The following is a 14,035-nucleotide window of genomic DNA, read 5'->3' as shown; positions in this document are numbered from 1 at the left end:
TTGATAATTGTTTAAAATTTATTTGAATTAATTTTCACTTCTCAAGCAACCCTTGGCTACAAAATTGCGTCTTTATAAATAGAAGGCCTTTTTTAGGGTTAGCTGAATTTAAAACAAACCATGAAAGTTATTCAACTTCATAAAAATGAAACACAACTTATAGAGCGCGCTGCGAAACAAAATCGTGAAGCGCAACATGTATTGTACGAGTTACATGCCCCAAAAATGTTAAGCGTTTGTAGATATTATATAAAGGATGTGTACCAGGCTGAAGAAGTCATGTTAAATGGCTTTTTTAAAGTGTTTAAATATCTAAAATCGTTTAAAAATGAAGGTAGTTTTGAAGGTTGGATAAGACGAATAATGGTTAGGGAGGCCATTTCTTACTTAAGGCAACAAAAGAAGGTTGAATTTGCCGTAGAAGATGATTATTTAGAGTATGATACTTCTAACAATATAAACTCTAATATAGAAGTAGCAGATATACAACAGCTCATCGATAGTTTACCAGAAGGGTACCGCATGGTGTTTGTTATGTATGCCATTGAAGGCTACAAACATCAAGAGATTGCCGAATTATTAAAAATATCTGAAGGTACCTCTAAATCGCAATTGTTTAAAGCACGAAAATTGCTTCAAACAAAAATTAAAGAAAACGAATTAAGCAACAACGGTTATGGCTCCAATTAAATTTGAAGAAAACATAAAAGATAAGCTCGAAAAGCGAACCTTGTCACCAGCATCAGATAGTTGGTCTAAACTTGCAGAACGTTTAGATAATGACGAAAAAAAATCGAAAAAACCATTGTATTGGTGGTTGAGCATTGCAGCAGGGTTATTACTAATGCTTGCGGTTACGGTACAGTTTTATAATACTAATACTTCTGAAGAATTACAGCCGCAAATTGTAGAGCAGGAAGTAATAAAAGAACAAATAAATACAGAAACCAAGCAGTCAAATGAGAAAACATCAATTGAATTAATAGTTAACCAAGAGCGTAGAGTAGAAGAGAAAGAAAAAACTTCAGCGGATAAAAATCCTAAAATTATTCACGATAAATTAAAAACAACAACAAATTCTGAAGAGAATATCCAATTAGCAGAAATTGACGAAGTGCAACATAATGACATTCCTGATGGTCTCAATAAAAAGGTTACGAATGACATACAATTAGAAATTGATAAAAGTGCTATTAAAAACGCAGTAACTGAAGCTATGAAAACCTTAAAACCTGAAAATAGTACCGTTACAGATCAGGAAATAGATTCTTTATTAAAAATAGCTAGCAAGGAAATATTTCAAGAAAGTATAAAGAAGGAGGCCTCAACAATGGTAGATGCAACCCAATTATTAGAGAGTGTAGAAGATGAAATGGGACAATCGTTTAGGACCAAAGTTTTCGAAGCTCTAAAGGAAAGTTACGAAACCGTGAAAACAGCGGTGGCGGATCGGAATAACTAAGTTCCTGCGAAAGCAGGAATCTCCTTCAGCGAGCTTTTATTTGTATCTATTTAAAATCAAATCAAATCAAAATTCATCAATAAATATCATTAATCAAAAAACGAACAATTATGACAACAATTACAAAACTATTAGTGTGCTTACTGCTATCATTGACATATGCCATGGCACAAGGGCAAGACACGAAAATTGATAGTACACAAAATTCAACAAACGAATTAAAAATTCAAGCATTTCAAAATCTCAAGGCAAAAATTGAAATTGAAGAAAGAGAGTATCTAAAATTAGAAATAGCAGCTATTAATCAACGTTTAGATGACGGCCAAATATCAGCTGCGGAAGCTGAGCGTTTAAAAAAAGAATCGGCAAAACGTAGAGCTTTAAATATTGAAAATCGTTTAGCAATAATTGATAATAAAATAGCACTTTTAAAACGTAATGATTCTGGTTATAACACTGAGGACGCTGGGGACGATGGGTTTATTTTTAGAATAGGTAGTGGTGAAGAGGACAGTGACAGTTTTATTTACTTTGGAGAAAAAGCAAAAAATAAACCTGTAAAGTATGATAGGCGTACGTCCACAGATATTGTTTTTGCTTTCGGATTTAATAATACCTTTATCGATGGACAAGATTTAGAAGATTCTCCATATAAATTAGGTGGCTCTGGATTTATAGAATTAGGATATGCTTGGAAAACAAGAATCTTCGATAACACCAATTTTTGGCGATTAAAATACGGTTTCTCTTTTCAATGGAATAAATTGAAACTTAAAAACAACAACTATCTCGTAAATACCGATGGTGATATTACATTACAAGAATATCCGATTGATGCGGATAAAATAAAGTTTAGAACAACGAATCTTGTGATACCAATGCACATAGAATTCGGACCGTCTAAAAAAGTTGAGAACGAAAATTATTTTCGATATTCAACACACAAAAAATGGAAAGTAGGGTTGGGGGGTTATGCTGGTTTGAACATTGGTAACATGCAAAAAATTAAATTTAAAGAAGATGGAGAGCGTGAAAAAGAAAAGCAACGCGACCAATTTGAGGTTAGTGAATTTATCTATGGATTAAGTGGTTATGTGGCTTTGGGAGATGTGGCGCTCTATGTGAAATATGATCTCAATCCGTTATTTAAAAATCAAGTTATAGACCAAAATAACATATCCGTCGGATTGCGATTTGATATGGATTAGCATCAATCATTATTTGAATTTAAAAGCCTAAATCTAAGAACAGATTTAGGCTTTTAAATTAACATTAATAAAATTAAGTTATAAAATCACTTAATAATTTAGGACCTTTTCTATTTTAGCTTTTACTTTTTCTGTTGACGGAATCATGGTTTGCTCTAAAGTAGAATTTAAAGGAATTGCTGGCATATTCTCACTACCAATGGTCGTTACTGGTGCATCTAAATACTTGAAACATTCTTCCTGAATTTTTCCAGACAATGCTCTCGCAAAACTATTGTTCGAAGGCTCTTCAGTGACCACTAAACACTTTCCAGTTTTCTTAACCGATTTTATAATCGTGTCTTCATCTAAAGGAAATAATGTACGTAAATCGATGACTTCAATTTGGTCTTGCATACCTAATTCTTCAGAAGCATTCATTGCCCAATGCACGCCCATTCCATAAGTAACAATGGTTAGAGTTTCTACGTTTTCTTGTTTCCAAATTTCTTGTAAAACCCATGCTTTTCCAAAAGGCAATACATAATTTTCACTTGGCTCAACAGAGGTTGCGCCTTGTGTTCCTGGCACTTTAGACCAATACAAACCTTTGTGTTCTAAAATCACTACAGGATTTGGATCGTAGTAAGCAGCTTTCATCAAGCCTTTTAAATCGGCTCCATTACTTGGATACGCTATTTTTATACCACGAATATTTGTGATTACAGATTCTACAGATGATGAATGATAAGGTCCTCCACTACCATAAGCTCCAATTGGGACTCTAAGAATCATAGAAACAGGCCATTTTCCGTTAGATAAATAACAACTTCTACTCACTTCTGTAAATAATTGATTTAATCCTGGCCAAATGTAATCGGCAAACTGAACCTCAACAATGGGCTTTAAACCCACTGCACTCATACCAACTGTAGAACCAATAATAAAGGCTTCTTGAATTGGTGTATTAAACACACGATCATCTCCAAATTTTTGTGCTAATGTTGCTGCCTCTCTAAAAACACCACCAAGTCTTCCTCCAACATCTTGGCCATAAAGCAAGCATTCTTTATGTTTTTTCATTAATTCTTCTACTGCGAAAAGTGCACAATCTACCATGACAACTTTATCTGCGCCTTCTGGTGAACGTGTTCCTTTTTCCTCTGTTATTGGTGTTGGTACAAAATCGTTAGTAAATAAATCTTCAGGCTTTGGGTCTTCGGCTTGTAATGCTTTTTCAAAGTCTGATTGCACTTTCGCTTTCGCGGAATTTTCTATCTCTTCGACTTCTTTATCTGAAAAACCAGCATCTAATAACTGTTGTTTAATTACTGGATAAGGATCGCGAGAACGCGCTTCGTCTAAATCGTCGCGATACCATTCCATTCTTACACCAGATGTGTGGTGATTAAGTAACGGCACTTTTGCATGTACTAAAAATGGTCTGCGTTCTGTACGAATGGTTTTTATTACATTCTCTAATGCTTCGTAGCTTTCTGTAAAATTGGCACCATCTATTGAAATGGCTTCTAATCCTTTGAAACCTTGCGCGTATTCAAAAGCATTTTGAGCTCTCGTTTCTGCTGCATTTGCACTAATATCCCAACCGTTATCTTGTACTAAATATAAGATTGGCATTTGCTTTAATGCTGCCATTTGAAAAGCTTCGGCTATTTCTCCTTCGGTTACTGAAGCATCTCCTAAACTACAAACGGTGATTGGTTTTAAGGCCATATCTACTGTGTTAGAATTAACAGGATCCGATTCTAAACTATAATCAGCTAAACCTTGTAATTCTTTATACTGCATTCCCATAGAAACTCCTGTTGCTGGAATGGTTTGCATGCCTGTTGCAGAGGATTGATGCGGAATTTTTGGCTTATCGTCATCCTTTAAACTTGGATGTGAATAGTACGTTCTTCCGCCAGAAAAAGGATCGTCTTTTTTTGCTAATAATTGCAACATTAAATCGTAAGGCTCTAAACCAAATGATAATAACATGGCATCGTCTCTATAGTAAGGAAATGCATAATCTTGCGGTAATAACTGCATACCTAAAGCTATTTGGATAGCTTCGTGACCACGAGATGTGGCATGCACATATTTAGAGACTTGTTTAAAATTAGCTTCGTATAATTCTGCCATTGCTTTTGCTGTGCAGAGTTTTGAAAATCCTTTTTTTAGTGTTTCTTTTTTCATTTTTAATGACCTCTAAATATTCTAATTAATCTTCTATTGCACCCCTAAAGTCCCCTTAAGGGGACAATCCCCTGAATAATCTTAGAACTATTGTTCCATTGAGGGAGCTTTACGGGTGTTTTTGCGTTAGGGTTTGAGCGGTTTGTTTGAGCTCTCCCGACTTTTTCGTCGGGAAGCGAGTAGTGAAAGCGCGACCCTTGTGGTAACGCCCAAATTATTTTAAGCTAATTGCTTTTCTACTTTAAGCATCCAACCAAACTTGTCTTCTACACGTCCTGTTTTTATATCGTTTAACGTATTGTTTACTTCTAAACCAACTGGACTTTCGTTAGATACGTGAATAATCTCTTCGCCTACGCCAATGTCTTGAATGTAAGCAATACCAACGGCTGTACCTGTGCCAAAAGCTTCTTCTAAACTGTTATTTTTTGCTGCTTCTTGAATTTCGTCTATAGTGATTGCGCGTTCTGTAACGTCGTAACCTTTATCGCGCAACACATCGATTACACTCATACGCGTGATGCCATCTAAAATAGAACCGTCGCGTTTTGGTGTGATGAATTTTCCGTCGATTTTAAAAAAAATATTCATGGTTCCAACTTCTTGAATGTATTTGTGTTCGATTGCATCTAGCCATAATACTTGATCGAAACCTTTAGCTTTTGCCAATTCTGTTGGACGAATGGCTGCCGCATAATTTCCGGCTGCTTTTGCTTCTCCTGTTCCTCCATTTACGGCACGTATGTAATGCTTTTCGGCCCACAATTTAATACGCTTACTAAAAAATGGTCCTGCTGGCGATGCCATGATTATAAATTTATAATGTGTTGCTGCACGCATACCAATAAAGGCTTCGTCTGCATACATAAATGGTCTTAAATAAAGCGCGCTACCATCGGTTGGCGGAATCCAGTTTCGCTCTAAATCGACTAATTGTTTTAATCCTTCTACGAACAAATCTTCTGGAAAATGTGGCATTCCCATACGGTCTGCACTGGTGTTTAATCGTGCTGCATTTCTATCTGCTCTAAACAACATTGGGTTTCCATCAGCATCTACTGTTGCCTTCATACCTTCGAAGATCGCTTGCCCATAGTGTAATGCCATTGCTGCTGGATGCGTAGGAATCATTCCCATTGGTTCAATTCTTGGATTTTCCCAAACGCCGTTGTTATAATCACAAATAAACATGTGATCTGTGAATGTGGTGCCTAAAGGAATATTATTAAAGTCTATGCTTTTAACTTTAGATTCGGTTACTTTATTTATAGAAATGTTATGCTTCATGTTTTTTTGATATTTCTGTGAAAGCAGAAATTTATTTTATATTTATAATGGATTGTGCTTTATACAAAATGATAAAGCAATTTATATTTTTCTGTTAACGTCAAATTGCTCGAAATAATCGGCTACGCGACGCACAAAACTTCCTCCCAGAAATCCATCGACAACTCTATGATCGAAGGACAATGATAAATACATCATGCTACGAATAGCGATTTCATCTCCATTTTCGGTTTCGATAACTTCTGGTCGTTTCTTTATAATCCCTAATGCTAAAATAGCAACTTCTGGTTGGTTGATAATTGGTGTTCCCATAACACTACCAAAAGTTCCAACATTTGATATTGTGAACGTACTGCCTTTTATATCGTCGCCGGCTAATTTATTTTCTCTTGCTTTACCTGCTAATTCATTGACATCGTTAGCAATAGTTATTAAATCTTTAGTATCTGCATTTTTTACTACAGGAACAATTAAATTTCCACTTGGTAATGCAGTTGCCATACCAATATTTATATCTTCTTTTACGATGATGTTATTACCATCTACCGAAGCGTTAATGTTTGGAAAATCTTTTACTGCTTTTGCTACGGCTTCTACAAATAATGGTGTAAAGGTTAAGCGTTCTCCATACTTTTCTTGAAAAGCGATTTTATTTGCATTTCTCCAATTTACCATATTGGTTAAATCGGCTTCAACATAAGCCGTAACATGTGGTGATGTATGTTTTGAATACACCATATGATCTGCAATCATTTGGCGCATGCGATCCATTTCAATGACTTTTCCTTTGCCTTTGTCGAATTGTAATTGTGGAATACGATAGGCTATTGGATCTTTTTCGGCAACTGGTTGAGCGAATTTATATGGTCTGCCTTCCTCTATATATTGAAAGACATCACTTTTACGTAATCTACCTTCGTGACCTGTTGCAGGAATACGTGCTAATTCTTCAAAACTTATATGATGCTCTTTTGCTACTTTTATAATTAATGGCGAAAAAAAGCTGTTAGTGTTTGTTGTTGAAAATGAAGTTGAAGCCGAAGCTTGCTGAGCTGGTTTTGGTCTTTTTGGCGCCTTTTCCTTCTTTTCAGATTTCTCAACGGCGCTTGACGAAGCTTTTGTTTCATGAGAAGATTTCACTTGTTCTGAAACTTCTAGAACAGCTATTACTTCTCCAACTGGTACAACATCTTTGGCTTGAAATAATGTTTTTACTAATGTTCCAGCTGCTGGTGCAGGCACCTCGTTATCAACTTTATCTGTAGCTACTTCAAGAATAATATCGCCTTCAACAAAACTATCTCCTTCAGAAATTAACCAATTAATTATGGTTCCTTCTTTTATACTTTCGCCCATTTTAGGCATTTTTAATTCAAAATTCTTCAAGTTAAATGTCTTTTGATTCAAGAAATAAAGATAATTAATGATTAATTTCCCAGTTGTTAAAATCTTAATATATACATATAATCAGTATATTTTCCTTTAGAAAATAATTAATTAAGGATTTTTACCTATTAATTAATATATTTGATGGATTAAAAAAACTTTTTTTCTTATGTCATACACACTCGATAAAATTGACGTTCAACTTCTTTCAATTCTTCAGAAAAATAGTAATCGAACAACAAAAAGTATTGCTAACGAGCTCGGTATGACTACCTCGCCCATTTTTGAACGTATTAAAAAACTAGAAAGAGAAGGCTATATTGAAAATTACGTGGCCGTTTTAAATAACAAAAAAATGGGTTTAAAACTAACCGTGTTTATTGGTATTACTTTGCAAGGTCATACTCGAAGTTATTTGGAAAAGTTTGTAAAAGAAATTAATAATTTCCCTGAAGTTGTTGAATGTCATAGGGTGAGTGGTAATTTTGATTACCTCTTAAAATTAGTAGTTGAAGATATTGAAGCCTATGAAACGTTCATTATTTCAAAGTTAACGTTGCTTCCTTATTTAGGAAACGTTCAGAGTTTAATTGCCTTATCGACAAGTAAGGAAACTAATGAGATTGATTTGAGTAGGGTTTTGTAATTCTGTAAATAATCTGATAGGTTTTTAAAACCTATCAGATCTAATATTTATTGTTTTTTAAAAGTCTCTCGAAGTGTTTTATAAACATCATCTTGAACTTTCATGGTTTCTGGTACTTCACGCAATGGTTCTACTTCGGTTAATGATTGATGACAATCGGTTGGCAATTGTTGATACAATTGGGTGCCTTTTGTTTTCCAAGCGATCATCTCATCACTGACTTGCTTTATCACTTTTGCAGGATTACCAACAACTAAACTACGTTTTGGGATTATGGTTTCTGCTTTTACAAACGCCATAGCACCAACGATACTTTCATCTCCAATTTCGGCATCATCCATTATTACCGTGTTCATTCCGATTAAGCAATTACGTCCTAAATTTGCCCCATGAATAATGGCTCCATGTCCAACATGAGCACTTTCTCTTAAGGTAATAGATTTCCCTGGGAACATATGGACTGTACAGTTTTCTTGTACGTTGACACCATCTTCTAAAATAATTTGTCCCCAATCTCCACGAATGGCTGCTCCTGGACCAATGTAACAATTTTTACCAATGATGACGTTTCCTGTTACTGCTGCCAATGGATGCACAAAACTTGACTCATGAACGACTGGTGTGAAACCTTTAAATGTATAAATCATATATAATATTTACTGTCATTTCGAGGACGAAGAGCGGGACACAGTGTTGATGATGTATCTGTGTTATGCTCGGAATGACAGGCTATTTAAACCCTTTTAATTTCTCTTTTGTAAATTCTGACAGCACAAGCTTTCCACTCGTTGCAGCGCGCTCAGCTAATAAATTATCCCAATGATCTGTACCATGCCAGAAAACTTTTTTCATTTCTAGCATAGCTTCAGTATTATATGTGCATAAATGCTCTGCTGTATTTTTTACTGCCTCATCCAATTCTTCTGTGCTTTCAAAAACATGCGTGAATAAGCCTTTTTGCTTAGCCCATTCTGGTTTATAAAATGTATTAGCGTCGATTGCAATTTGTGACATTGCACTTAATCCCATTTTACGCTCTATTGCTGGACCGACAACAAATGGTCCTATTCCAATATTTAGCTCACTGAGTTTTATGGAAGCAAATTTAGTAGCCATACAATAATCGGTTGCAGCAGCTAAACCAACACCACCACCAACGGTTTTACCTTGTATGCGACCAATAATAAATTTTGGACACTTACGCATGGCATTAATCACATTTGCAAATCCAGAAAAGAAAATTTTTCCTGTTGCCGCATCATTGATGTTTATCAGTTCTGTAAAACTCGCTCCAGCACAGAAGGTTCTGTCTCCTCCACTTTTAAGTACAATAACTTTTATTGCATCGTTTGTTTCTGCATCAGTTATAGTTTGTGCTAATTGTGCTAAAACATCTCCAGGAAGAGAGTTATGTGCAGGATGAAAGAATTCTATGTATCCTACTTCGTTTTCTATGGTTTGTTTAACGTATGGTTTTGTCATGTTTACTTGCCGCGAAAGCGGTAATCTTTTGATGTTATACTTTTATTTCTCTATACAAATCCTTCCATTTTGGATTTGAACTCTCTATTAATTCAACCTTCCAAGCTCTATTCCATTTCTTCATTTGCTTTTCTATTAATTTAGCTTCTGCTTCCGTATTATATTCTTCAAAATAAACGAACTTATCTAAATTATATCTAGCCGAAAACGTTGTTGAATGCGCTTTATTTTTATGTTGATTTATTCTTTTCTTTAATCTTTTTGTTTCTCCAATATATAAAACACCATTTGGTTTATTACTTATTATATAAACGTAGTGTTTCAAATTCTCTATTTTAATTTTTAAGACACCCGATTTCTCGGGTGCTTCGAGCAATTCAATCTTTTATAAAAGATTGAATTGCTCGAAGTGATGATTCAAATGCTTACGTTCTAAAAGATACGCCTCATATTTATTTAATTCTCCGAAAACCAAATTTTTCAATTTTGCCTCGGGATTCTGCTTATAAAATTCTATATATCTTTCGCGTTGGACTTTAAATTTTTCAATTGCTGTATCTAAATCAGCATGGATTAAATCATCTAATGTATCTTTTTCTAACTGCGGAAACTGACTGTTTTTTGGAAACTTATCGTAATTATATAAACTATGATGCACTTTCTCTAAAATTTTTTCTGGTGTATTGACATCAAAATCTTGAATGTCTCCGGAAGCAATTTTATAAGTATATTCTAAATGCTCAATCATATGTTGTGGTGTCATGATTCCCCATTTAGGCTTGGCATCTGCTTTTAAATTAGAAAGACATGTATCTATGTTCTCCGAAGTTATTTCAACAAAAGTTTCTTGCTTTTTCTCTACCATAGTTAAGATAGTTGCAACTGCTACTAACGGACTATCTTTTTCTGTTTTCTGACTTTCTGGACGGTTTTCAAAATTAGCATCAAAAACCTCAACATGCCATTTTACAATTCCGCTTGGATGTTCTGCCGAAGCGACATCTCTATCTACTTTTTCTTTACAAGTTAAACGCACATAAATCGTATCGTTATGATATAAGGGTCTTAAAAACCTAATACTATCCAATCCGTAATTTGCAGCAACCGGTCCTTTATTCGGATATACAAATAAGCCTGCTGCAGCCGAAATAATGAAATAACCGTGTGCTGTTCTTTTTTCGAAAATACTACCATCTAAAGATGTAATATCGGTATGTGCATAAAAATGATCCCAAGTGAGATTTGCAAAATTTTGTATATCTGTATCTGTTAGTGTACGCCTATGAGTTTTAAGCGACATCCCAGGTTCTATATCTTCCCAATGGTATTGAAACGGATGCTGTTCAGCTTCCTTGTATTTTGCATTTTGTTGATAAATACCTGTGATTTCCGTTAATGTGGTTGGTGAGCCTTGAATGGCTGTACGCTGTAAATAGTGTTTTATACCACGCATGCCTCCCATTTCTTCTCCACCTCCAGCACGTCCTGGACCACCATGAACCAAGCTTGGTAATGGCGAACCGTGACCTGTACTGTCCTTTGCCATATCACGATTAATAACCATTATACGTCCGTGATGCGATGCTGCATTAATCACATAATCCTTGGCTATATTATCGTTGTTTGTAGCAATGGAAGATACCAATGAACCTTTCCCCATTTGCGCCAAAGTAATGGCTTCGTCTAAATTTTTATAAGGCATAATGGTACTTACCGGACCAAAAGCTTCACGTTCGTGAACAATCGTATTTTCAAATGGGTTATCTGCTCTAAATAAAATTGGACTTATAAAGGCGCCTTTTTCTGAATCGGCTCCAATGGTTTCTATTTTATCTAGATTGCCATAAACCATCTGTGCTTCTTTCGCTAAATCTTTTACGGAATCTCTAACCGCTTGGACCTGCTGACGACTCACTAATGAGCCCATTCTTACTTCTTTGAGTCTCGGGTCACCAATTGTTACTTTATCTAAGGCTTTTCCTAATGAAATTTGAACATCTTCAACTAAATTTTCTGGAACGATGACACGTCTAATCGCGGTACATTTTTGCCCGCATTTCACCGTCATTTCTTTTCTAACTTCTTTGATAAATAAGTCGAATTCTGGGGTTCCAGGAACCGCATCTTCTCCTAAAATGGATGCGTTTAACGAATCGGCTTCCATAGTGAATGGCACCGATTCTTGGATTAATCTTGGATGTGCTTTTAATAAGCGTCCTGTTTGTGCCGAACCTGTAAAGGTGACAACATCTTGAGATTCTACGGTATCTAAAATAGTCTTTACAGTTCCGTTTATAATTTGAAGTGCTCCTTCAGGTAAAATGCCTGATGCAATGATTTCTCTTGCTACGGCTTCTGCTAAATATGATGATGATGGTGCAGGTAAAACAACTGCAGGAACTCCAGCCATCCAATTGACAGCACATTTTTCTAACATGCCCCAAACTGGGAAATTGAAGGCATTGATATGAACCGCAACGCCTTTCTTAGGCACCATAATATGATGCGCCATAAAACGTCCGCCACGAGATAAATCGATTGGGTCACCTTCTACGTGATACGGTTGATTTGGAAATAATTTTCGTAATGATGCATTGGCAAATAAGTTACCAAAACCACCTTCTATATCAATCCAACTATCTACGCGAGTTGCACCTGTTCTATAACTTAAATCATAAAAAGCTTCTTTTCTTTTAGTTAGGTAAAATGCTAGTTTTTTTAGCATATTACCACGTTCTTGAAAGGTCATTTTAGAAAGTACTTTTCGCCCTGTTGTTCTTCCATAATTAAGAATTTTAGGGATATCTAAACCTTCTATTGCAATGCTTGTGAATGCTTCTCCGGTTACAGCATCTAAAATTGGTGTTCCTTCTTCTTTTCCTGTTGTCCAAGAACCAGTTACATAATGTTCTATCTTTCTCATCGATAAATTTATTTATCGTTCCCATGAATTCCGAAAACTATCGGGAGGGAAACTATATTATTTCTTCTCGATAAATTCCGATAAAAAAATCGGAATCACTCGAAGTGACATTCTTTATTTTTAACAGCACACGCACGCGTTAGCGATTGAACGGTCTGTTTGAGCTCCTTTTTGCTTTTCTCAAAAAGAGCGCGTAGTGAAAGCGCGACCCTTGTGGTAACGCCCACTATATTTTAAATATTTACGTTTTCTATAATCGCAGCATAACCTTGACCTACACCAATACACATGGTAACCAAAGCGTAGCGCTTATTGGTTTCTTGCAATTCGAGTGCAGCAGAATATGCAATTCTAGCTCCTGTTACACCTAATGGGTGACCAATAGCAATTGAACCTCCATTTGGATTTAGTCTTGCATCGTCATCTGCTAATCCCCAAGCTCGCGTACATGCCAATGCTTGAGCAGCGAAAGCCTCGTTCAATTCAATGACATCCATATCGTCCATGGTTAAGCCCGCTTTTGCTAATGCTTTGTTAGAAGCTTCGACTGGACCAATTCCCATGATTCTAGGTTCAACCCCAACCACTGCCGAACTTACAATTCTTGCCAATGGTTTTAGATTGTATTTTTTTACAGCTTCTTCTGAAGCGATTATCGTTGCTGCTGCTCCATCATTTAATCCTGATGAATTTCCAGCCGTTACGCTTCCGCCTTCTTTTTTAAAGGCAGGGCGTAATTTTCCTAATACTTCTAGAGATGAATTTGGTTTAACAAATTCATCTTTAGAAAATTGTATCGGATCTTTTTTACGTTGTGGAATTTCAACGGTTACAATTTCTTTTGCCAAGCGACCATTTTCTTGTGCTTTGGTGGCTTTCATTTGACTCCAATAGGCGAACTTATCTTGGTCTTCTCGAGAGATATTATATTTTTCTACGAGATTTTCAGCCGTGTTACCCATCCCATCGGTACCGTATAATTCTTTCATTCTTGGGTTGATAAAACGCCATCCAAATGTAGAATCGTACATCTTAGAATCACCACCAAATGCGGTTGATGGTTTTGCCATAACGTATGGCCCGCGTGTCATATTCTCAACACCTCCCGAAATGAATAGATTTCCATCGCCTGCTTTAATTGCACGATTTGCATGAATTATAGCGGATAGTCCTGAACTACACAATCTGTTTACAGTTTCACCAGGTACGGTAAAAGGTAACCCTGCTAAAAGTGAGGACATTCTCGCCACATTCCGGTTGTCTTCTCCTGCTTGATTGGCACAACCCATTATCACATCGTCATAATCTTCTTTTGGAATATTAGGATTTCGTTTTACAATTTCTTCGATTACTAGGGCTCCTAAATCGTCTGTACGAACTGCTGATAATGTACCTTTGTAATTTCCTATTGGCGTTCTAATGCCGTCTATTATATATGCTTCTTTCATAAACTTGTATAATTC

12 protein-coding genes are annotated in these 14,035 nt (G+C 35.9%); 4 read left to right on the top strand and 8 right to left on the bottom strand.

What is annotated here, in order from left to right:
- The first annotated feature begins 120 nt into the window (after positions 1-120).
- From QMA06_RS14135 to QMA06_RS14125, 3 genes are all read left to right on the top strand, one after another.
- Positions 121-690, top strand: coding sequence for an RNA polymerase sigma factor (locus QMA06_RS14135; RefSeq protein WP_290207537.1), 570 nt, complete (start codon positions 121-123; stop codon positions 688-690).
- Entirely contained in the window at positions 677-1,462 is a 786-nt protein-coding gene (locus tag QMA06_RS14130) for a hypothetical protein (protein ID WP_290207536.1), read from the top strand. Before QMA06_RS14135 ends, QMA06_RS14130 begins: the two co-directional genes overlap by 14 nt.
- Positions 1,463-1,572: 110 nt before the next feature.
- Complete coding sequence (locus QMA06_RS14125) at positions 1,573-2,670, top strand: hypothetical protein (protein ID WP_290207535.1); 1,098 nt, start codon at positions 1,573-1,575, stop codon at positions 2,668-2,670.
- Positions 2,671-2,760: 90 nt separating this feature from the next.
- Here the strand turns inward: QMA06_RS14125 and QMA06_RS14120 are convergent, their stop codons facing one another.
- The 3 genes from QMA06_RS14120 to QMA06_RS14110 all read right to left on the bottom strand — a co-directional run bounded on the left by QMA06_RS14120 (position 2,761) and on the right by QMA06_RS14110 (position 7,491).
- On the bottom strand, positions 2,761-4,848 hold the full coding sequence (locus QMA06_RS14120) for an alpha-ketoacid dehydrogenase subunit alpha/beta (RefSeq protein ID WP_290207534.1): 2,088 nt from the start codon (positions 4,846-4,848) through the stop codon (positions 2,761-2,763).
- A gap of 219 nt (positions 4,849-5,067) precedes the next feature.
- Positions 5,068-6,135, bottom strand: coding sequence for a branched-chain amino acid aminotransferase (locus QMA06_RS14115; RefSeq protein WP_290207533.1), 1,068 nt, complete (start codon positions 6,133-6,135; stop codon positions 5,068-5,070).
- Between the two features lie 81 nt (positions 6,136-6,216).
- Positions 6,217-7,491: a dihydrolipoamide acetyltransferase family protein gene (locus QMA06_RS14110; RefSeq protein ID WP_407704314.1), complete on the bottom strand. Its 1,275-nt coding sequence runs from the start codon at positions 7,489-7,491 to the stop codon at positions 6,217-6,219.
- Positions 7,492-7,690: 199 nt separating this feature from the next.
- Between QMA06_RS14110 and QMA06_RS14105 the strand changes: the two genes are divergently transcribed.
- Positions 7,691-8,167: an Lrp/AsnC family transcriptional regulator gene (locus tag QMA06_RS14105; RefSeq protein WP_290207532.1), complete on the top strand. Its 477-nt coding sequence runs from the start codon at positions 7,691-7,693 to the stop codon at positions 8,165-8,167.
- Between the two features lie 47 nt (positions 8,168-8,214).
- Here the strand turns inward: QMA06_RS14105 and QMA06_RS14100 are convergent, their stop codons facing one another.
- The 5 genes from QMA06_RS14100 to pcaF form a co-directional block, all read right to left on the bottom strand.
- A complete protein-coding gene (locus QMA06_RS14100; RefSeq protein ID WP_290207531.1) occupies positions 8,215-8,814 on the bottom strand; it encodes an acyltransferase in 600 nt (199 codons plus the stop codon).
- 82 nt (positions 8,815-8,896) lie between these two features.
- Entirely contained in the window at positions 8,897-9,649 is a 753-nt protein-coding gene (locus QMA06_RS14095; protein WP_290207530.1) for an enoyl-CoA hydratase/isomerase family protein, read from the bottom strand.
- Positions 9,650-9,683: 34 nt separating this feature from the next.
- On the bottom strand, positions 9,684-9,974 hold the full coding sequence (locus QMA06_RS14090; RefSeq protein ID WP_290207529.1) for a GIY-YIG nuclease family protein: 291 nt from the start codon (positions 9,972-9,974) through the stop codon (positions 9,684-9,686).
- Positions 9,975-10,034: 60 nt separating this feature from the next.
- Positions 10,035-12,572, bottom strand: coding sequence for a phenylacetic acid degradation bifunctional protein PaaZ (gene paaZ / locus QMA06_RS14085; protein ID WP_290207528.1), 2,538 nt, complete (start codon positions 12,570-12,572; stop codon positions 10,035-10,037).
- Positions 12,573-12,805: 233 nt separating this feature from the next.
- Positions 12,806-14,020, bottom strand: coding sequence for a 3-oxoadipyl-CoA thiolase (pcaF, locus tag QMA06_RS14080; protein WP_290207527.1), 1,215 nt, complete (start codon positions 14,018-14,020; stop codon positions 12,806-12,808).
- Positions 14,021-14,035 lie beyond the last annotated feature (15 nt).

The organism is Winogradskyella bathintestinalis (assembly GCF_030407435.1).
Taxonomy (GTDB): Bacteria; Bacteroidota; Bacteroidia; order Flavobacteriales; family Flavobacteriaceae; genus Winogradskyella; species Winogradskyella bathintestinalis.
This window is presented reverse-complemented; position numbering and strand designations above follow the sequence as displayed.

Bases quoted from the DNA above. Each gene is read 5' to 3' on its own strand.
- QMA06_RS14135 (WP_290207537.1), top strand. From the start codon at position 121: ATGAAAGTTATTCAACTTCATAAAAATGAAACACAACTTATAGAGCGC.
- QMA06_RS14130 (WP_290207536.1), top strand. From the start codon at position 677: ATGGCTCCAATTAAATTTGAAGAAAACATAAAAGATAAGCTCGAAAAG.
- QMA06_RS14125 (WP_290207535.1), top strand. From the start codon at position 1,573: ATGACAACAATTACAAAACTATTAGTGTGCTTACTGCTATCATTGACA.
- QMA06_RS14120 (WP_290207534.1), bottom strand. From the start codon at position 4,848: ATGAAAAAAGAAACACTAAAAAAAGGATTTTCAAAACTCTGCACAGCA.
- QMA06_RS14115 (WP_290207533.1), bottom strand. From the start codon at position 6,135: ATGAAGCATAACATTTCTATAAATAAAGTAACCGAATCTAAAGTTAAA.
- QMA06_RS14110 (WP_407704314.1), bottom strand. From the start codon at position 7,491: ATGGGCGAAAGTATAAAAGAAGGAACCATAATTAATTGGTTAATTTCT.
- QMA06_RS14105 (WP_290207532.1), top strand. From the start codon at position 7,691: ATGTCATACACACTCGATAAAATTGACGTTCAACTTCTTTCAATTCTT.
- QMA06_RS14100 (WP_290207531.1), bottom strand. From the start codon at position 8,814: ATGATTTATACATTTAAAGGTTTCACACCAGTCGTTCATGAGTCAAGT.
- QMA06_RS14095 (WP_290207530.1), bottom strand. From the start codon at position 9,649: ATGACAAAACCATACGTTAAACAAACCATAGAAAACGAAGTAGGATAC.
- paaZ (WP_290207528.1), bottom strand. From the start codon at position 12,572: ATGAGAAAGATAGAACATTATGTAACTGGTTCTTGGACAACAGGAAAA.
- pcaF (WP_290207527.1), bottom strand. From the start codon at position 14,020: ATGAAAGAAGCATATATAATAGACGGCATTAGAACGCCAATAGGAAAT.